The sequence below is a fragment of the Streptomyces sp. NPDC054849 genome (assembly GCF_053610945.1).
The window spans coordinates 1-17476 of sequence record NZ_JBSGZI010000138.1; the positions used below are offsets into that span (position 1 = coordinate 1).

Below are 17476 nucleotides of genomic sequence, written 5' to 3' on the forward strand. Positions count from 1 at the left end.
TCCCGGGCAACCGGGGGGGCTCGCGGCGGGGGTGCTGGCGGGGGGGGGCGGGGGGGGGGGGGCGCGGGGGGGGCCCCCCCCCCCCCCCGCCGCATCGTTGTGTCCGGTCGGACGGCCCGCCGCGGCATACGCTGGTGATGTGTTCTCCTCCCACGGACCGAGCGTCCGCGAACTCGCCGTACAGGGCCTCACCTCGATCGAGCGGGGCTACGACCTGCTCGCGCCGAAGTTCGACCACACGCCCTTCCGCACCCCGGACCGGATGCTCGACGCCGTCGAGGAGACCCTCGCCCAGCACGAGGGCACCTTCGGCGCCGGGCTGGACGTCTGCTGCGGCACGGGCGCCGGGATCGGCATGCTGCGCCGGCTGTGCCGGGAGCGGGTGACCGGGGTGGACCTCAGCGCGGGCATGCTCGCCGAGGCCGAGCGCACGCACGCGCCGCAGGGCGGCCCGCCGGTGGACTTCGTACGGGCCGACGCGCGGGCCCTGCCGGCCGCCCTCGGGAACTCCTACGACCTGGCGGTCAGCTTCGGGGCCTTCGGGCACTTCCTCCCGGCCGAGCGGCCCGCCCTCTTCTCCGGGGTGCACTCCGCGCTGCGCGAAGGCGGGGTCTTCGCCTTCCCGATCGGCGCCCCGATCCCGCCCACCTCCCCGGTGTGGTGGGCGGTGGCGGGCTTCGACGCGGTGATGCGGGTGCGCAACGCGGTGTGGCGGCCGCCCTTCGTCATGTACTACCGGACCTTCCCGCTGAGCGGAGTGCGCAGCGACCTGCGGGCGGCCGGGTTCACGGTGGAGACCGTGCCGCTGGAGCACTTCGGACGGCAGCCCGGGGGCGCTCCCCGCTGGCGGCTAGTCCTGGCCCGCCGCTCCTAGAGAGTCTCCGGAGGGCGGGGCGGGGGGCGGGACGGGGCGGGCGGCTTGGCGGAATGACTGCGTCAGCACCGGCGCACAGGGGACACTTCGTGAGGGTTCGTCAGCGGGCGTCCGCACCACCCTCACCCTTCGGAGCAGCCGGTGACGTCGCAGGAAATGCCCATCACGATCACCCCTCAGCAGGCCGCCCACGGGGTGATCCTCCCCGTTCAGCTGCCGTCCGGCCCGGCCCGCCTGCGCATCCCGTCCTGCCGGGACGGTGATCTCGTCCGCGCCCGCGTCGGCGACCAGGAGCTGCTGCTGCGCATCCAGGTGTCCGGGGCGGGGGCGCAATGGATCGCGGGGGCGGGCGGGATCAGGCCCCCGGCCTGGGTCGCGGCCCGGAACGGGGGCACAGCGGGTTCCCCGTCCGCCGGGGGTTCCACGGCCGCCACGAGTGCCATGCCGGCCGCGGGGGCAGGCTCACGGCCGCCCGGCCGGTCCCCGGGGGCGAGCGGGCGCGGCTGCCTGGTGGCAGTCCTGGTCGCCGCCGCGGTGGCCATCGGCGGCATCGTCCTGGTGAACAGCGGCGACGAGGGCGACAGCGGGGCCTCCCCCGACGCGAAGCCCACCTGGTCGTCCTCCTGGACGCCCACTCCCTCCGCCTCGTCGGAGCCCGGGGCCGTCACGACCCCCTCCACCGCGCCGACCCCGTACAGCCCGGAGGCGAGCGCGGAACCCAGCCCGGAACCCAGCTCCGAACCCAGCCCGTTCGACCGGGGCACCTGTCTCAACGGGCAGCTGCCCGACTCCACGACGCCGCAGAGCGTCAGCGGCGTCGAGGAGGTGCCCTGCTCGGCGTCCGACGCGCACTACAGGGTGATCGAGAGCATCCCCGGCACCTCGGACATGGACCGCTGCAACGCCAACCCCAAGACCCAGTACGCGTTCTCCTACCGCTACATGCGGGGCGCCCTTGTCCTCAACCAGTACGTGTACTGCCTCGTCGGCCTCGGCTCGTACGCCCGCTGAGCCCGCCTGCGGATGTGGGATCGGCCTGCAAGGTGGCGTGATCCCGTACTCCTGATCGAGCTGCTCGACGCCCCGGCATATGGCTGGCACCGGCTTGCGGGCGGACGACGATGTGGGCGGACCGCTGCCTCACCCGCACTCCGCGGAGCGGTGCCCTGCTCTGGATCAGCAGTGAGCTCCGACCGGTCCCGGACCAGCCCCCGCTGCGGGCCTCGCCACGTCGGGGGTGGTTTACCTCGTCTGCGGTACCGGGGACGGGCGGGGCGCGGGATAATCAGGTCATGGTCATGCACTCCCCGTACAGCGCAGCGCCGTCGGCGGCCGAGGTGCTCCACGCCCGGTACATGAGTCGGCTGCCCGCTTCGCTGGAGAAGCTCGCAGGTCCGGAGCATGGGGTGGTCGAGCTGCCCCTGCACGTTGCCTGGTCCGGACTGCGCGCCTACGACCTGGACCGCCCCCGCCTACGCATGAGCCTGTACCGCACCGTCCTGGCCGAGGGGCAACACGAGGACCTCGTGACCCTGCTGAACCACGACCTCCTCCTGGCACAGTGGCCGGTCCTGCGCACCCTGGTCAGCAGACATGTGCGACAGGTCTGGGGGGAAGCCTTTCCCGAGCTCGCGAGCGGGGGGGCCGCCGCCGCGTGAAGCTGAGCGATCTGCACCGACGGCTGCTGGCCGCCGTCATCGACATCGGCGCCCCATACCCCCTCGTGATCACCGGTGGGTACGCCGTCCAGGCCCACGGCCTCGACCAGCGCCTGCACGACCACGACGAGGAGGCCTGACGGCCCAGCAGTGTGGCTGGCGGTACATGTGGTCGGAACGCTGACCTTGGGGGTGACACTTCTGCCGGTGTTCGGAGCGCTGACCAGTGCCGGTTTCCAGCCCCTGTCCGGTGAACAGCCCACCAGCACTCATGCAAGTTCAGCAGCGGGCGCGCAGTTCGCGCTTGAGTACCTTGCCGCTCGCGTTGCGCGGCAGCTCCGTGACGAACTCCACCGCACGCGGCACCTTGTAGTTGGCCATCTCCCGCCGGGACCAGGCGATCAGGTCGTCGGCGGTGAGCGTGGAGCCGGGGCGGCGGACGGCATAGGCCTTGCCGACCTCGCCGAGGCGCGGGTCCGGGACGCCGACGACCGCGACGTCCGCGATGTCCGGGTGCAGGCCGAGGAGTTGCTCGATCTCGGCGGGGTAGGCGTTGAACCCGCCGACGATGAACATGTCCTTGATCCGGTCGGTGATGCGCAGGTTCCCGCGTTCGTCCAGGAACCCCACGTCGCCGGTGTGCAGCCGGCCCTCCGCCGTGATCGCCGCGGCGGTCTCGTCGGCGTCCTCGAAGTAGCCCCGCATGACGTGATAGCCGCGGACCACGATCTCGCCCGCCCTCCCGGCCGGCTGCGGGCGCCCGTCTGCGTCCACGATCACGACCTCCGTGTCCGGGATGGCCCGCCCCGAGGTCTCGGAGATGATCTCCGCGGGGTCGCCCTGCCGGCACATGGTGACGATGCCGCTGGCCTCGGAGAGCCCGTACGCGGTGAGGACGGTGGCGATGTTGAGTTCGCCCCGCAGCCGCTCGACGAGCCGGAGCGGGACCACGGCCGCGCCCGTGACGACCAGGCGCAGGGCCGAGAGGTCGTGGTGGTCGCGCTGGGGGTGGTCGAGGAGCGACTGGTGGAGGGTGGGCGGGCCGGGGAGGACGGAGATCCGCTCGGCGGCGACGTTGGCGAGGACGGTGTCCACGTTGAACACGGACTGCGGGACCATCGTGGCCCCGCGCATCAGGCAGGCGATGATCCCGGCCTTGTAGCCGAAGGTGTGGAAGAAGGGGTTCACGATCAGGTAGCGGTCGCCCTCGCGGAGTCCGGCGAGCTCGCACCACACGTCGTAGCAGCGCAGGGACTGGGCGTGGGTGATGACGGCGCCCTTGGGGCTGCCGGTGGTGCCGGAGGTGAAGATGATGTCGGAGGGAGCCTCGGAGGGGATCGTCTCCGCGCGCTCGCGCACCGTCTCGGCCGGTACGCAGTCCCCACCCGCCAGGAAGTCCTTCCAGGTGCGGAAGGACTCGGGGGCGTCCTCGGAGAGGACGACGACCTGCTCCAGGTGCGGCAGTCCGGGCAGGGGGCCGCGCCCCGGCCCTCCCGCCCCGGATCCGGCCGTCCCCGGTCCGCCCGCCGCCCGTACACCCGCCTCCGGTCCGCCCGCTCCGGACCCGCCGGCGGCGCGGCGCAGGGAGGCGACGTAGGAGGTACCGAGGAAGGTGCCGGTGACGAAGAGCAGCCGGGCCCGGCTGCGCTCCAGGACGTACGCCGCCTCCGCGCCCTTGAAACGGGTGTTGAGGGGGACGAGCACCCCGCCCGCCGAGACGGCCCCGAGCGCGGACTCGATCCACTCCAGGGTGTTGGGGGCCCAGACGGCGACCCGGTCGCCGGGCTCGACCCCGGCCGCTATGCAGGCGGCCGCGGCACGCTCGACGCGCTCCCCGAGCTGCGCGTAACTGATCCGGACGCGACCGTCGACGACGGCCTCGCGGTCGGCGTACCGTACCGCTGCCGACCGGACGAGTCCCGCGATGCTGCCCCACCGCAGGTCTCCGCGAGGGTCCTCGCACATGCCCTCGCGCACGTCCTCGCGAACGCCCCCGAGTGCGTCCCCGCGTACGTCCCGGTGTACGTCGTCGCGCCCGTCGTCGCCCATGCGTGTCACCCTCCCGCGAACCCAGTAGCTGACTGTTCGTCAGATTAGCTGTAGCCTTCGCGGCTGTCAGCACTGGCGACGCACCCCGGAGGTGGCGATGGCGGCAACGCTCAAGGACGCTACGGCGATAGTCGGCATCGGCCAGACACCCTTCGCCAGACGACTGCCGCAGTCCGAGAAGGAACTGGCCTGCCGGGCGATCCTGGCCGCCCTCGCCGACGCCGGCATCGACCCCTCCGAGGTCGACGCCTTCGCCTCCTACACCATGGAGGAGACCGACGAGGTCGAGGTCGCGAAGGCCATCGGCGCCGGCGACGTCACCTTCTTCTCCAAGATCGGCTACGGCGGCGGTGGTTCCTGCGCCACCGTCGGCCACCTCGCGACCGCCGTCGCCACCGGCCAGGCCACCGTCGGCGTCGCGTGGCGCTCCCGCAAGCGCGGCTCGGGCCCGCGCCCCTGGAAGAACACCGCCGTCCAGCTGCCCACTCCCGGCCAGTGGACCCGCCCCTTCGGTCTGCTGCGCCCCGCCGACGAGATCGGCATGCTGGCCCGCCGCTACATGCACGAGTACGGCGCCACCCGCGACCACCTCTTCAACGTCGCGATGGCCTGCCGCAACCGGGCCAACGCCAACCCGGCCGCGATGATGTACGAGCGGCCGCTGACCCGCGAGATGTACATGACCTCCCGCATGATCAGCGACCCGCTCTGCCTCTTCGACAACTGCCTGGAGACCGACGGCGCGCTGGCCTGCGTGATCGTCTCCGCCGAGCGGGCCCGGGACTGCCGCCGGAAACCCGTCTACGTGCACTCCGTCGCCCAGGGCCTGCCCGCCCAGCACCACGGCATGGTCAACTACTGGAACGACGACCCGCTGTCGGGACCCGCGTGGACCGCCGCCCGCCACCTCTGGAAGCAGGCCGACTTCGGGCCGCAGGACGTGGACGTCGCCCAGATCTACGACGCCTTCACCCCGCTGATCCCGCTCTCGCTGGAGGGCTACGGCTTCTGCGGCCGCGGCGAGGGTGCCGCCTTCACCGAGGGCGGGGCCCTGGAGATGGGCGGCCGGCTCCCCATCAACACCGGGGGCGGCGGCCTCTCCGAGGCGTACGTGCACGGCTTCAACCTGATCAACGAGGGCGTCAAGCAGCTGCGCGGCATCTCCACCGCCCAGGTGCCGGACGCCGCGACCTGCCTGGTGACGGCGGGCGAGGGTGTCCCGACGTCCGCGATCCTGCTGAGGAGCTGAGCCGACCGATGACCACCGCCGCATCCGCATCCGCAACCCCGGCCGCAACCCCGGCCGCAACCGCACCCGCAACCCCGGCCCCCTCCGCCGCCCCGTCCGCGGACGGACTGCTCCTGCCGGTTCCCGACGAGGACGGCGCCCCCTTCTGGGAGTACGCGGCCCGGGGCGAACTGCGCATCCAGGCCTGCGCAGCCTGCGGGAGACTCCGCTTCCCGCCCCGCCCCTGCTGCCCGCACTGCCGGTCCTTCGACGGCGAGTGGCGCCGGATGAGCGGCCGCGGCCGCATCTGGTCGTACGTCCGGCCGCATCCCCCGCTGCTGCCCGCCTACGCCGCGCAGGCTCCGTACAACGTGATCCTCGTGGAGCTCTCCGACGCCCCGCACATCCGGCTCGCCGGGAACCTGGTGACCTCCGCCGACGCCCCGCTCGACTCGGTGGACCCATCCCGGCTGCGCATCGGCGCTCGGGTGCAGGTGGTGTTCACCGAGACGGGCGGGATGGCCGTGCCGCGCTGGCTCCTGGAGAAATCGTGACCGTACGGGTGGAGCGGGACAAGACGACCGGGGTCGCGGTCGTCACCCTGGACCGGGAGCACCGGCACAACGCCATCGACCTGGAGACGGCCGCCGCACTGGGCGCGGTGTGGCGCGAGTTCCGGTTCGCCGAGGACGTGCGGGCGGTCGTACTGACGGGCGCCGGGACGGCCGCCTTCTGCACCGGCGTCGACCGGGGCGTCGAGGTGCCGCAGCCGGAGTCCCCGTACTCGACCGACGACCCGCTGATCGCGATCGGCCCCAAGGCGGGCGACCTGTGGAAACCGGTCGTCGCCGCCGTCAACGGCATGGCCTGCGGCGGGGCCTTCTACCTGCTGGGCGAGTCGGAGTTCGTCATCGCCTCGTCGTCCGCGACCTTCTTCGACCCGCACACCACGTACGGCATGGTCAGCGCCTACGAGGCCGTCTACATGGCGCAGCGCATGCCCTTCGGCGAAGCCGCCCGGATGTCCCTGATGGGCACGGCCGAACGGCTCTCCGCGCGGCGGGCCCACGAGATCGGACTCGTCTCGGAACTGACCGAGCCCGCAGAGCTGCTCCCGGCCGCCCTGCGCGCGGCGCAGACCCTGGCCGGCTTTCCGACGCAGGCCGTACAGGGCACCGTACGGGCCCTGTGGTCGGCGAAGCAGGCCGCGCTCCAGCAGGCCCTGGCCCAGGCCCCGGCGCTGATCCGGCTGGGGAACCTGGCACCGGACCGGCAGGCCGAGCTGTTCGCGTCCCGGCGGCCGGGAACGGAGTTCAGGCTGCGCTGAGCACGGATCTCAGGAACGCCGTTTGCTGGCCTTGGGCTTCGGGGTGGACTTGGACCCGCCGGAGCTGGACCCGGACTCCGAAGAGGAGCTCGTGGACGGTGCCGGCGCGGGCCCGTCGGTGGGCCGGTCGAGCCGGCACGCGGCGACCTCGGCGGCGCGCGAGGGATCCTTGAGGGCCACGTCGACCGTGCGGGTCCCGCGGGCTTCCAGAGTCGTCCTGACGACGGTCTGCTCGATGACGGCGCCGGCCGCGTTCTCCCGGTACAGGGTCACGGAGACGCTCGCCCTGCGGTCCACCAGCGAGGTGAACCTCACCGTGGTGACCGGTGGGGTGGCGCCGGCACAGGTGACCACGACGGCGGTGGCCGGGGAGCTGCCTTCGCTCGCCGAGGGGGACGCCGTCGCCGTACTGCCTTTGCCTCCGCTGTGGCTCTTCTTCTTGCTCTTGGAGCTGGAGCAGCCGCCTCCGCTGCTGCTCTTGCTCCCGCTCTTGCTGCTGCTCTTGCCACCGCTCCCGCTGCTGCTTCCGCCGTGCGACGAGAATCCGGTCAGCGCGAACACGACGGCGACCAGCACCGCGGCGAACCTGATGCGACGTCCAGCCACCATGGCCCGAAACCCCTCCCCTGGACAACGGCGGGTCACGCTATCAGCCCCCGCACCCCACGGAGCCTGTGCGGAGGAGAACCCGTCCGGGCCGGCCGGCATGCGAGGCCCGGGGGCCGGGCGTAGCGTCGGGGTCGAGACCCCTACCTCGGAGGGCCGGGCATGATCCGCAACGCACTCGGCTCGCTGATGGGTCTGATCGGAGCGACGGCCGCCGTCTGGAGCCCCTTCCGTGCCTGGTACGACGGCCGTCACGGACGCGACTACCGCATCCAGGAGCTCTTCACCGCCGCCGGGATCACCGGCCACAAGGCCGCGCTGCTGGGGTCGATCCTGCTCCCCTTCCTCTTCGCCGCCCTGCTCACGCTGATCGCCGTCGTGCTCCGCTCGCGGCTGCTCATGGCCGTGGCCGGGGTCGTCGTCCTCGGCTTCACCATCCTGTGGATGGTCCGCCAGGGGCAGGCCGCCGGGAGCCTCTCGGTGGGCGGCGACGGCAAGGGGCTCGGGGACGGCCTCGCCAACGCCTTCGGCGCGGGCGCCCTCATCCTCCTCGGCGCGGCCGTGATGCGCGGCCGGCCGACCCGCCGAGTCCGCCCGCTCCCGCCGACCACCTCCACGGCCCCGGACCCGGCCCCGTACCCGTACCCGGTCACCCCGGCGGACGAGCACCGGCCGCACTCCCGGCCCGGGAACCACCCGTAGCTGCGGACTCCCAGCACTTCCAGGACTTCCAGGACTTCCAGGACTTCCAGGACTCCCGGGCCCACCGGAAACGGCGGCGGCCCCGGCCCCCGGGTGGGGGCGGGGCCGACCGGCCGGGCAGGCTGGGTGGTGATCAGGCGGCGTCGACGACGCCCGAGGCCGCGATCTCGACCTTGCCCTTGGGGGCGCCGGACTGGGAGCCCAGGGCCTCGATCTGGTCGACGAGCTCCTTGCCCTCGACGACCTCGCCGAAGACGACGTGCTTGCCGTCCAGCCACGAGGTGACGACGGTGGTGATGAAGAACTGCGAGCCGTTGGTGTTGCGGCCGGCGTTCGCCATCGACAGCAGGTACGGGCGGTCGTGCTTCAGCTGGAAGTTCTCGTCCTCGAACTTCTCGCCGTAGATGCTCTTGCCGCCGGTGCCGTTGTGGTTGGTGAAGTCACCGCCCTGCAGCATGAACTGGGGGATGACGCGGTGGAAGCCCGAGCCGGCGTAGCCGTAGCCGTTCTGGCCGGTGCACAGCTCGCGGAAGTTGCGCGCGGTCTTCGGGACGACCTCGTCGAAGAGGTTGAAGACGATGCGGCCGGCGGGGGCGCCGTTGATGGTGATGTCGAAGTAGACGTTGCTCATGGGGTCCATCCTGTCACTCCCGGTGTGGTGCGCTGCCAGGCGGGGCCGGAGCCCCGCCTCCGGGCAGGTCAACCGCTCGTACGGGTGCCCGTGCCCTTGGCCGCGTCCAGGGCGTACACGCAGCGGTCCTTGCTGCACGCGTACACCACGCCCGCCTCCGCCACCGGGGCGCCCGTGATCTCGCCGCCCGTGGCCAGCTTCCAGCGGAGCTGGCCGCCCGCCGCGTCCAGCGTGTAGAGGCAGTGGTCGGCCGAGCCGAAGTGCACCCGGCCGTCCGCGACCGCCGGCAGGCCGGTGATCTCCCCGCCCGCCGCAAAGCGCCACTTCGGGGTGCCGGTGACCGCGTCGAGCGTGTAGAGCGCGCTGCCCGCGCCCAGGTGGACGTTGCCGTTCGCGACGACCACCGGGTCCGGGGACTGGCGTGCCTCCGTCGCGATCCGCCAGCGGTCCTGGCCGGTGGCCGCGTCCAGTGCGTAGACCGTGCCGAGGTAGTCGACGAGGTAGACCCCGCCGCCCGTGACGGCCGCGCCCGGCGCGAACGCCGGAGGGGCCAGGAAGACCGCGGGGGCCTCGAAGTGCCAGCGGACGCGGCCCGAGGCCCGGTCCACGGACAGCACCCGGGTGCCGGCCGCGATGTAGACGTTGCCGTCCGGGGCGGGGGTGACCCGGACGGGGACGTTCCCGCAGGACGCCGCGTCGCCGACCGGATACGACCAGGACTCGCGGCCGCTGCGGGCGTCCAGCGCGCGCAGCCGAGCGTCCTGCCACACGTACACCGTGCCGTCGTGGAGGACGGGGGCCGCCTCCGGGGTCTCGAAGTCGGTCTGCGCGCCGGTCAGCTCCCACAGCTTCTGCCCGTTGGACGCCTCCCAGCCCTGTACGCCGCCTCCGCGCGTGGCCGTGACGACCGTGCCCCGCTCGGCGCGCAGCGCGTACACCCAGGCGTCGGTGGACAGCCGCCACCGCTCGGAGCCGTCGGAGGCGTCGAGCGCGTAGAGCGAGGGGCCGTCGGAGGCGTGGATCCTGCCGTCGGCGACCGCCATGGACCAGGCGACGTCGCGGGTCTTGAACTGGCGGCGGCCGCTCGCCACGTCCAGCGCGTGGACCTCGAAGGAGGTCACGTAGAGCAGGTTGCCGGCGACGCTCGGGGTGCCCCACACCTCGTTCGACATACGGAAGCGCCACGGGCGCCAGCGGCCGCTGTCGGGGGCCGGGGCGGGACTCGGCACGGCCGGCGCGGCGAAGGGGGTGACCGCCGACCCGCCCGGCGGGCGGACCCAGCCGGTCGCCGAGTGGGCGGCGGAGACGAGTGCGGACGGGGCCGCGGCGGTCGCCCGCGGCCCGGGCCCGATCGGCACCGGCGAGCCGCCGAGGCGCACCGGCTCGCCCGAGGGGGCCGGGGCCATCGGCGGGTGGTGCGGGCGCTGCGGGACGGCCTGGCCGGTGCGCGGGTCCACCCAGGCGTCGACCCCGCGCGGGCGGCGGTGCGTGGCGTTGCCGGAGTCGGGCCCGCGGGAACCGGGACCCGAGCCGGCGCCGTGGCCGTGGCCCGGGCCGGGCACGGGCACGACGGGGGCGGCAGGCGTACGGTTCCCCGCGCGCCGGGCCTCGATCATCGCGACGGCCCGCCCGGGCAGCCACGCCGAGGCGGTGCCGCTGTCGTCGCCGCCGTCGAAGAGGTGGGGGGCGAGCTGCGCCTGCAGGTCGGCCGGGGTCGGCCGCAGCGTGGCGTCCATCTGCATGCAGGACTCGATCAGCGGCCGCAGCTCCTCGGGGAGCCCCTCGAGGTTGGGGCCCTCGCGCAGCAGCATGAAGACCGTCTCCACCGGGTTCGCCCCGTGGTACGGCGGGTGCCCGGTGGCGGCGAAGACGAGCGTGGAGCCGAGCGAGAAGACGTCGCTGGCGCCCTTGACGCTGCGCGAGTCCTTCGCCTGCTCGGGCGACATGTAGGCGGGGGTGCCGACGGCGACGTTCGTCATGGTCAGGCGGGTGTTGGAGACCCCGCTCGCGATGCCGAAGTCGATCACGCGCGGGCCGTCCTCGACGACGAGCACGTTCGACGGCTTCAGGTCGCGGTGGACGAGACCGGCGCCGTGAATGGACTGCAGGGCCTCGGCGATGCCGGCCGCGAGCCACCGTACGGCCTGGGCGGGCATGGGCCCGCACTCGTTGACGATCTCCTCCAGGGAGGGCGCCGGGACGTAGGCGGTGGCCAGCCACGGCACGGCGGCGCGCGGGTCGGCGTCGACCACGGCCGCGGTGTAGAACCCGGACACGGCGCGGGCCGCCTCCACCTCGCGGGTGAAGCGCACCCGGAACAGCTGGTCCTCGGCGAGCTCGGTCCGCACCGTCTTGATCGCGACCCGCCGTCCGGACGCGGACCGCGCGAGATAGACCAGCCCCATGCCGCCGGCGCCGAGCCGTCCCAGCACCTCGAAGGGGCCGATCCGTCTCGGGTCGTGCTGCGTCAGCTGCTCCACCACTCGCCTCCACACCTCCCCGTACGGGCCCTCGCCGGGCCCGCTCCCACCGGCACGGTGCCCTGGCCCCGTGCAGCGTCTCACCCCGGGCGCCGCCCGGGTCGCGCAACCCCGATTCTGTCAGGCCCGGGCCGGGTCCGGCCCCGGCACGGCGAGCGGCCCGGTGTGATCTCTCCGGCGTCCGGGGCCGCGGACGCGTCGGACGCGGGGCGCGGGCGGGCCGGGGGGCCTGGTTCCCGGGCCCGGCTCGGGGGTCCGGGCCGGGCTGGTTCGGGGGCCGGACCGGGCCGGGGACTCGGCCCGGGCCCGGGTTCGGCGGCCGGACCGCGGGTCCCACGCGTCCGGCTTGCTCCTGGGTTCGGAGAGCAGCCCGAAGACCGCTCCCTGGTTGTCTGCGACGACCGCGATCCGTCCGTAGGGGGTGTCGAAGGGGTCGGCGGTGACCCGCCCGCCGAGCCGCTGCACCATCGCGACGGACTGATCGCAGTCCGGGACGGCGAAGTAGGCCAGGAAGTGCGCCGGCATGATCTCCGGGAAGGCGTCGGTGATCAGGCTGCGGCCCATGACGGCCGTCTCCGGGCCGGGCGCGCTGCCGGGCGGGGACCAGATGCGGTACTCGACCCCGGCGTCGTCCTGGTCCTGCGGGACGTAGCCGAAGACCTTCGCGTAGAAGACGTCGACGGCGTCGCGGGCGCGCGTGTAGACCTCGCTCCAGCAGTACGTGTACGGCTCCTGCTGGGCCTCGAACCCATGGTGGGTGCCCGGCTGCCACAGGCCGAAGACGGCCCCGCCGGGGTCGGCGGCCAGCGCGGCGGTCCCGTACGGGCCGACCGGCATCGGGTTCATCACCATCTGGCCGCCGGCGGCGCGGATGCGCTGGGCGCAGGCGTAGACGTCGGTGGTGTAGAGGTAGATCCCCCAGACCGTGGGCATCCGGCCGTCGGGCTTGGGGGCGAGGGCGGCGACGTTGCGGCCGCGGCTGTACGCCTGGGTGTAGTGGCCGTACTCGGCGCCCGCGCCCTCGGAGAAGGTCCACCCGAAGAGCTCGCCGTAGAAGCGCTTGCCCGCCTCGACGTCCGGAAGCGAGGCGTCCACCCAGCAGGGTGCGCCTTCCGCGAATGCGGCCATAGGCCCGGTTCCTTCCGTTGCGCGGGGGTTTGTACCCTCCCACCTCTCCCAGCCATGATCCGCCCGAAAACTTGTCCACAGCCTGTTGATAAGACTATTCGGGGGAAACCTCGCGGAACCGGGTGACACGCCCAGGCCGGGGCCCTGCGGCACAGCCCGGCACGGCCCGATCCAGGCCGGACTCATGCCCGGCACAGCCCGGCACAGCCTCGGCACAGGGATCATGCCGCGGCTGCACCCGGCGCCGCGCCTCCGGCCCACCGCCGCCCGCGCCACCGGCCGGGCAGAAGCCCGCCCCCGGCCGGAAATGCGCCCCCGCAGCCACCCGGGACCGCCTCCCGCCCAGGCCAGGGACCCGGTAACCCCATTTGCAGGCGGCCGAATAGCGCGCCGATCACCCCTCGGTAAGCTGACGGCATGACAGGACAAGTACGCACCGTCGACGGGCGTGTCGCCGGCCGGCGCGGCCAGGCGACGCGGCAGAAGCTGCTCGACTGCCTCAGCGAGATGCTCAGCTCCTCGCCGTACCGCGACGTCAAAGTGATCGACGTCGCCCGCAAGGCCGGTACCTCCCCCGCGACCTTCTACCAGTACTTCCCGGACGTCGAGGGCGCCGTCTTGGAGATCGCCGAGCAAATGGCCACCGAGGGCGCACAGTTGACGTCGCTCGTCGAGGGCCGGACCTGGGTCGGGAAGTCCGGGTGGGCGGCCGCCGAGGAACTCGTCGAGGGCTTCCTGGAGTTCTGGCGTCGCAACGACGCGATCCTGCGGGTCGTCGACCTCGGTGCGGCCGAGGGCGACAAGCGCTTCTACAAGATCCGCATGAAGATCCTGAACTCGGTCACCAACTCCCTCACGGAGTCGATGAAGGAGCTCCAGGCCAAGGGCAAGGTCGACAAGGACGTCAGCCCTGCGGCGATGGCCGGTTCGCTGGTCGCGATGCTGGCCGCGGTCGCCTCGCACCAGAAGGGCTTCCAGACCTGGGGCGTCAAGCAGACCGAGCTCAGGCCGAATCTGGCACTGCTCGTCCACCTCGGCATCACGGGCAAGAAGCCGACCAAGTAACGGCGGGCCCCGTCCAGGGTCCGCCGCCCCGGCCGGCCTCGCGCCGGGGCGCACGTCGCGTGCCGCGCCGCCCGCCTGAGATCAGCGACGCTCCAGGCGGAACAGCCGGATCTCGCGCTCGATGCGCGCCTGGTACGTCGCGTACGGCGGCCAGAACTTCAGCACCGCCCGCCACGCCGCCGCACGCTCCTCCCCCGCCAGCAGACGGGCCCGTACGGCGATGTCCCGCCCTTGCCAACTCACGTTCGCGTCCGGGTGCTTGAGCAGATTGCCGGTCCACGCCGGATGCCCGGGGCGGCCGAAGTTGGAGCCGATCAGGATCCAGCTCGTCCCGCCGTCCTCGGGCATGCAGGCGAGCGGGGTGGTGCGCGGTTCGCCGGACTTGGCGCCCCGGGCGGTGAGGATCACGCCCGGCAGCATCTGGGCGCTGAGCATGACCTTGCCCCGGGTGAGCTTGTGCACCGCCTTGTCCATGGCGGGGATGAAGTGCGGTGCGATCTTGGCGAACAGCATGGTCGAGGAGACCTTCTGCATCAGCTTGACGCCGACACGGGGGGCCACAGCCATCAGACGGCCACCTTCTCTGGTGCGGGCGGGGATGGGGGCGGGGTGGTACGCGGTTCACCGGAAGGAGCCGCGCCCCGAGCTGCGTCCTGAGCGACGGCGGAAGCCGCGTCCTGAGCCGCGTCCTGAGCGACGGCGGAAGCCACGTCCTGAGCAATGGCGGAAGTCGCTGCGGCGGGTGGCATCGGCGCCCCGGGCGGGACAGCGGCGGGCGGCGCGGCGAACAGACCCGCACGGTCCGCGGCGTGTGCGCGCAGCCGGTGGACGGGGCCGAAGAGCAGCTCGTCGGCCGCCGCCCGCTTGAAGTAGAGGTGCGCGTCGTGCTCCCAGGTGAAGCCGATGCCGCCGTGCAGCTGGATCGCCTCGCCCGCGGTCAGCCGCAGGGCTTCCAGCGCCTGCGCGAGGGCGAGGCCGCCCTGGTCCGGGTCCCAGGCGGCGTAATAGGCCGCCGAGCGGGCGGCCTGCACCTGCACGTACAGGTCGGCGAGCCGGTGCTTGACCGCCTGGAAGGAGCCGATCGCCCGGCCGAACTGCTCGCGCCCGCGTACGTACTCCACGGTGCGGGCGAGCGCCTGGCCGGCCGCGCCGACCGCCTCGGCGGCGAGCACGGCGGAGGCGGTGCGCCCGGTGGCGGCGAGGGCGCCGAGGACGTCCGCCCCTTCCACTCCGAGCAATTGCGCGGGCGTGTCCCTCAGTTGGATTCTTCCCTGCGGGCGCGTCTCGTCGAGCACGGACTGCCGGGAGCGTACGAGCCCGGGCGCGTCCTCCCGTACGAGGAACAGCAGCGTACGGCTGCGGGCGAAGCCTCCCGTGTGCGCGGCGACCAGCAGCAGCGCGGCGCTGTGCCCGTCGAGGACCTGCGCGGCCTCCCCGTACAGACGCCAGTCGCCGCCGGACGCGTCGGCGCGGGCCTGCACCCCGCCCGCGCGGCCGCCGCCTGACCACTGCCCGGCGGTGTCCTCGCCGGTCAGCGCGAGGGCGGTGGCCAGCGCGGGGCCGGAAACGGCGAGGGCGGCGGTCAGCCCACCGGACGCCAGCGGTGGGAGCAGCGCGGAGCGCTGGGCGTCGGTGCCGAGGGCGGCGATCAGGGGTACGCAGAGGACGGCGGTCGCCAGCAGCGGCGAGGGCAGCAGCACCCGCCCGGTCTCCTCGCAGGCCAGGGCCAGGTCGGCGGGGGTGCAGCCGACGCCGCCGTACTCCTCCGCGACGGCGATGCCCGGCAGGCCGAGTTGCCGGGCGAGCTGCTGCCACAGCTCGCGGTCGTGTCCGGCGTCGGTGCGGGCGGCGGCCTTGACCTCGTCGGGGCCGCAGCGTTTGCCCAGGATCTCGCGCAGGGTACGCCGTATCTCGTCCTGCTCCGCGGTGAAGGCGGCATCCATCGTCGGGCTCCTCCCCGTATCTGACGGGCCGTCATGTTAGGCCCGGCGGCGGCAGATGCACAGGGGGCGGCGAGGGCGGGTTGCGGGCGCGGGCGGGTGACGGGAAAGGGGTGGAGGGACGCACGCGGAGCGGAGCGGGCCTAGCATCTGACGTTACGTCAGATGTACCGTCCCCCCATGCCTGGACTCACACCTGGACCCGCGCCCCGCGCCCGCCGGAGGGTCGCGGTGGTCGGCGTCTCCCTCTCGGACTGCGGCCGGGTGGACGGCCCCACGCCCTACGCCCTGCACGCGCAGGCCGCACGGCGCACCCTCGCCGACTCCGGCCTGGACCGCTCCGTCATCGACGGCTTCGCCTCGGCCGGCCTCGGCACGCTCGCCCCGGTCGAGGTCGCCGAGTACCTGGGCCTGCGCCCCACCTGGGTCGACTCCACCTCGGTGGGCGGCTCGACCTGGGAGGTCATGGCCGCCCACGCGGCGGACGCGATCGCCGCGGGACACGCCAACGCCGTCCTGCTCGTCTACGGATCCACGGCCCGCGCGGACATCAAGGCGCGGCGGCGGACCTCCAACCTGTCGTTCGGGGCGCGGGGACCGCTGCAGTTCGAGGTCCCGTACGGTCACACCTTGATCTCCAAGTACGCCATGGCCGCCCGCCGCCACATGCACGAGTACGGGACCACACTGGAGCAGCTGGCCGCGGTGGCCGTACAGGCGCGGGCGAACGCGGCCACCAATCCGGACGCGATGTTCCGCGACCCGATCACGGTGGACGACGTCCTGTCGGGCGAGATGATCGCGGACCCCTTCACGAAGCTGCACTGCTGCATCCGCTCGGACGGCGGCTGCGCGGTGCTCCTGGCCGCGGAGGACTACGTACCGGACACCGCGAAGGCTCCCGTCTGGATCCTGGGCGCGGGAACGTCCGTCTCCCACACCGCCATGTCGCAGTGGGAGGACTTCACGGTCTCCCCGGCGGCGGTCTCCGGCCGCATCGCCTTCGAGCAGGCGGGCCTCACTCCGGCGGACGTGGACCTCGCGGAGATCTACGACGCCTTCACCTACATGACCCTGGTGACCCTGGAGGACCTCGGCTTCTGCGCGAAGGGCGAGGGCGGGTCCTTCGTGGAGAAGGGCCGCCTGCTGCGCGACGGGGAACTGCCGGTCAACACCGACGGCGGCGGCCTCTCGGCCTGCCACCCCGGCATGCGCGGCCTGTTCCTCCTGGTCGAGGCCGTCCGCCAGCTCCGCGGCGAGGCGGGGGCAGGCCAGGTCACCAAACCCGGCGGCCGCCTCCCGCGGGTCGCCCTGACCTCGGGCACAGGCGGCTGGTTCTGCTCATCGGGAACGATCCTCCTGGGCGGGGGGTAGGCCGACCCCGCCGGGGCGAGGGGATGGGCCGAGCCCGTCGGGGCGGGGGATGGGCCGACTCCGTCGGGGCGGGGCGGGGCGGGGGCGCGGGCGGGGCGGGGATGGCGGAAGCCGGGCGGGCGGGAGCCGGGGGGGCGCGGGCGGGACGGGGGCGGCCGAAGTCAGACGAGCGAGAGCCGGGAGCGCGGCGGGACGGAGGCGGCCGAAGCCAGACGAGCGGGAGCCGGGGGGCGCGGGCGGCGATGCGGTAGCCGAAACCGGGCCGACGGGGTCGGGACCTGCGGCGGGGGCTTCGGTAGGCGGGAGCCGGCTGGGCGGCATCAGAGTGGGTTTGGGGGTTTCCCGTCAGTCTCATCGTCTCTCCGTGTCGGGCCGGTCCCTCAAGGGCGCTCCTGCGTCGCGTCGCTGCGCGAT

General features: G+C 73.5%; 16 protein-coding genes and 1 pseudogene. 10 read left to right on the top strand and 7 right to left on the bottom strand.

Annotated features, from left to right (window positions below; translation table 11 throughout):
• The first annotated feature begins 139 nt into the window (after window positions 1–139).
• From ACWGIF_RS35165 to ACWGIF_RS35180, 4 genes and pseudogenes are all read left to right on the top strand, one after another.
• The gene (locus ACWGIF_RS35165; RefSeq protein WP_453503612.1) at window positions 140–874 is read left to right on the top strand and encodes a class I SAM-dependent methyltransferase; all 735 of its coding nucleotides are present in this window, start codon (window positions 140–142) and stop codon (window positions 872–874) included.
• Between the two features lie 141 nt (window positions 875–1015).
• A complete protein-coding gene (locus ACWGIF_RS35170; RefSeq protein WP_453503614.1) occupies window positions 1016–1885 on the top strand; it encodes an LppU/SCO3897 family protein in 870 nt (289 codons plus the stop codon).
• A 281-nt stretch (window positions 1886–2166) separates the two neighbouring features.
• A complete protein-coding gene (locus tag ACWGIF_RS35175; protein ID WP_453503616.1) occupies window positions 2167–2532 on the top strand; it encodes a hypothetical protein in 366 nt (121 codons plus the stop codon).
• Window positions 2529–2648 (top strand): annotated as a pseudogene (locus ACWGIF_RS35180) (nucleotidyl transferase AbiEii/AbiGii toxin family protein); the annotation flags it as partial. The gene ACWGIF_RS35175 and the pseudogene ACWGIF_RS35180, both read left to right, overlap by 4 nt.
• Window positions 2649–2811: 163 nt before the next feature.
• On the opposite strand, the gene ACWGIF_RS35185 reads toward ACWGIF_RS35180, so the two are convergent.
• The gene (locus ACWGIF_RS35185) at window positions 2812–4497 is read right to left on the bottom strand and encodes a fatty acid--CoA ligase family protein (RefSeq protein WP_453503637.1); all 1686 of its coding nucleotides are present in this window, start codon (window positions 4495–4497) and stop codon (window positions 2812–2814) included.
• 181 nt (window positions 4498–4678) lie between these two features.
• Between ACWGIF_RS35185 and ACWGIF_RS35190 the strand changes: the two genes are divergently transcribed.
• The 3 genes from ACWGIF_RS35190 to ACWGIF_RS35200 all read left to right on the top strand — a co-directional run bounded on the left by ACWGIF_RS35190 (window position 4679) and on the right by ACWGIF_RS35200 (window position 7136).
• Window positions 4679–5830: a lipid-transfer protein gene (locus ACWGIF_RS35190; protein WP_453503617.1), complete on the top strand. Its 1152-nt coding sequence runs from the start codon at window positions 4679–4681 to the stop codon at window positions 5828–5830.
• A gap of 107 nt (window positions 5831–5937) precedes the next feature.
• Window positions 5938–6363: a Zn-ribbon domain-containing OB-fold protein gene (locus ACWGIF_RS35195; RefSeq protein ID WP_453503638.1), complete on the top strand. Its 426-nt coding sequence runs from the start codon at window positions 5938–5940 to the stop codon at window positions 6361–6363.
• A complete protein-coding gene (locus ACWGIF_RS35200; protein WP_453503619.1) occupies window positions 6360–7136 on the top strand; it encodes an enoyl-CoA hydratase/isomerase family protein in 777 nt (258 codons plus the stop codon). The genes ACWGIF_RS35195 and ACWGIF_RS35200 overlap by 4 nt, the downstream gene beginning before the upstream one ends.
• A 9-nt stretch (window positions 7137–7145) precedes the next feature.
• Here ACWGIF_RS35200 and ACWGIF_RS35205 read toward each other — a convergent pair whose 3' ends face one another.
• Entirely contained in the window at window positions 7146–7745 is a 600-nt protein-coding gene (locus tag ACWGIF_RS35205; protein WP_453503621.1) for a hypothetical protein, read from the bottom strand.
• Between the two features lie 159 nt (window positions 7746–7904).
• Between ACWGIF_RS35205 and ACWGIF_RS35210 the strand changes: the two genes are divergently transcribed.
• Window positions 7905–8444, top strand: coding sequence for a hypothetical protein (locus ACWGIF_RS35210; RefSeq protein ID WP_453503623.1), 540 nt, complete (start codon window positions 7905–7907; stop codon window positions 8442–8444).
• 133 nt (window positions 8445–8577) lie between these two features.
• Here the strand turns inward: ACWGIF_RS35210 and ACWGIF_RS35215 are convergent, their stop codons facing one another.
• The 3 genes from ACWGIF_RS35215 to ACWGIF_RS35225 all read right to left on the bottom strand — a co-directional run bounded on the left by ACWGIF_RS35215 (window position 8578) and on the right by ACWGIF_RS35225 (window position 12683).
• Entirely contained in the window at window positions 8578–9075 is a 498-nt protein-coding gene (locus ACWGIF_RS35215) for a peptidylprolyl isomerase (RefSeq protein ID WP_453503624.1), read from the bottom strand.
• 68 nt (window positions 9076–9143) lie between these two features.
• Complete coding sequence (locus ACWGIF_RS35220; RefSeq protein WP_453503626.1) at window positions 9144–11558, bottom strand: serine/threonine-protein kinase; 2415 nt, start codon at window positions 11556–11558, stop codon at window positions 9144–9146.
• Window positions 11559–11675: 117 nt separating this feature from the next.
• Window positions 11676–12683: a VOC family protein gene (locus ACWGIF_RS35225; RefSeq protein WP_453503628.1), complete on the bottom strand. Its 1008-nt coding sequence runs from the start codon at window positions 12681–12683 to the stop codon at window positions 11676–11678.
• Between the two features lie 417 nt (window positions 12684–13100).
• Between ACWGIF_RS35225 and ACWGIF_RS35230 the strand changes: the two genes are divergently transcribed.
• Window positions 13101–13748 carry a TetR family transcriptional regulator gene (locus ACWGIF_RS35230; RefSeq protein WP_453503630.1) on the top strand — a complete coding sequence of 216 codons (648 nt, stop codon included), beginning with the start codon at window positions 13101–13103 and terminating at the stop codon, window positions 13746–13748.
• An 81-nt stretch (window positions 13749–13829) separates the two neighbouring features.
• Here the strand turns inward: ACWGIF_RS35230 and ACWGIF_RS35235 are convergent, their stop codons facing one another.
• Both ACWGIF_RS35235 and ACWGIF_RS35240 read right to left on the bottom strand, forming a co-directional pair.
• The gene (locus ACWGIF_RS35235; RefSeq protein ID WP_453503631.1) at window positions 13830–14315 is read right to left on the bottom strand and encodes a nitroreductase family deazaflavin-dependent oxidoreductase; all 486 of its coding nucleotides are present in this window, start codon (window positions 14313–14315) and stop codon (window positions 13830–13832) included.
• Window positions 14315–15691 carry an acyl-CoA dehydrogenase family protein gene (locus tag ACWGIF_RS35240; RefSeq protein WP_453503633.1) on the bottom strand — a complete coding sequence of 459 codons (1377 nt, stop codon included), beginning with the start codon at window positions 15689–15691 and terminating at the stop codon, window positions 14315–14317. Before ACWGIF_RS35240 ends, ACWGIF_RS35235 begins: the two co-directional genes overlap by 1 nt.
• A 177-nt stretch (window positions 15692–15868) precedes the next feature.
• Between ACWGIF_RS35240 and ACWGIF_RS35245 the strand changes: the two genes are divergently transcribed.
• Window positions 15869–17062 (top strand): thiolase C-terminal domain-containing protein, encoded by a 1194-nt coding sequence (locus ACWGIF_RS35245; RefSeq protein ID WP_453503635.1) that lies wholly within the window; start codon window positions 15869–15871, stop codon window positions 17060–17062.
• Window positions 17063–17476: the final 414 nt, after the last annotated feature.

What these genes read in the sequence shown, in the direction of transcription:
- ACWGIF_RS35175 (WP_453503616.1), top strand. Translation starts at nt 2,167, where the DNA reads ATGGTCATGCACTCCCCGTACAGCGCAGCGCCGTCGGCGGCCGAGGTG.
- ACWGIF_RS35185 (WP_453503637.1), bottom strand. Translation starts at nt 4,497, where the DNA reads ATGTGCGAGGACCCTCGCGGAGACCTGCGGTGGGGCAGCATCGCGGGA.
- ACWGIF_RS35190 (WP_453503617.1), top strand. Translation starts at nt 4,679, where the DNA reads ATGGCGGCAACGCTCAAGGACGCTACGGCGATAGTCGGCATCGGCCAG.
- ACWGIF_RS35205 (WP_453503621.1), bottom strand. Translation starts at nt 7,745, where the DNA reads ATGGTGGCTGGACGTCGCATCAGGTTCGCCGCGGTGCTGGTCGCCGTC.
- ACWGIF_RS35210 (WP_453503623.1), top strand. Translation starts at nt 7,905, where the DNA reads ATGATCCGCAACGCACTCGGCTCGCTGATGGGTCTGATCGGAGCGACG.
- ACWGIF_RS35215 (WP_453503624.1), bottom strand. Translation starts at nt 9,075, where the DNA reads ATGAGCAACGTCTACTTCGACATCACCATCAACGGCGCCCCCGCCGGC.
- ACWGIF_RS35225 (WP_453503628.1), bottom strand. Translation starts at nt 12,683, where the DNA reads ATGGCCGCATTCGCGGAAGGCGCACCCTGCTGGGTGGACGCCTCGCTT.
- ACWGIF_RS35230 (WP_453503630.1), top strand. Translation starts at nt 13,101, where the DNA reads ATGACAGGACAAGTACGCACCGTCGACGGGCGTGTCGCCGGCCGGCGC.
- ACWGIF_RS35235 (WP_453503631.1), bottom strand. Translation starts at nt 14,315, where the DNA reads ATGGCTGTGGCCCCCCGTGTCGGCGTCAAGCTGATGCAGAAGGTCTCC.
- ACWGIF_RS35240 (WP_453503633.1), bottom strand. Translation starts at nt 15,691, where the DNA reads ATGGATGCCGCCTTCACCGCGGAGCAGGACGAGATACGGCGTACCCTG.
- ACWGIF_RS35245 (WP_453503635.1), top strand. Translation starts at nt 15,869, where the DNA reads ATGCCTGGACTCACACCTGGACCCGCGCCCCGCGCCCGCCGGAGGGTC.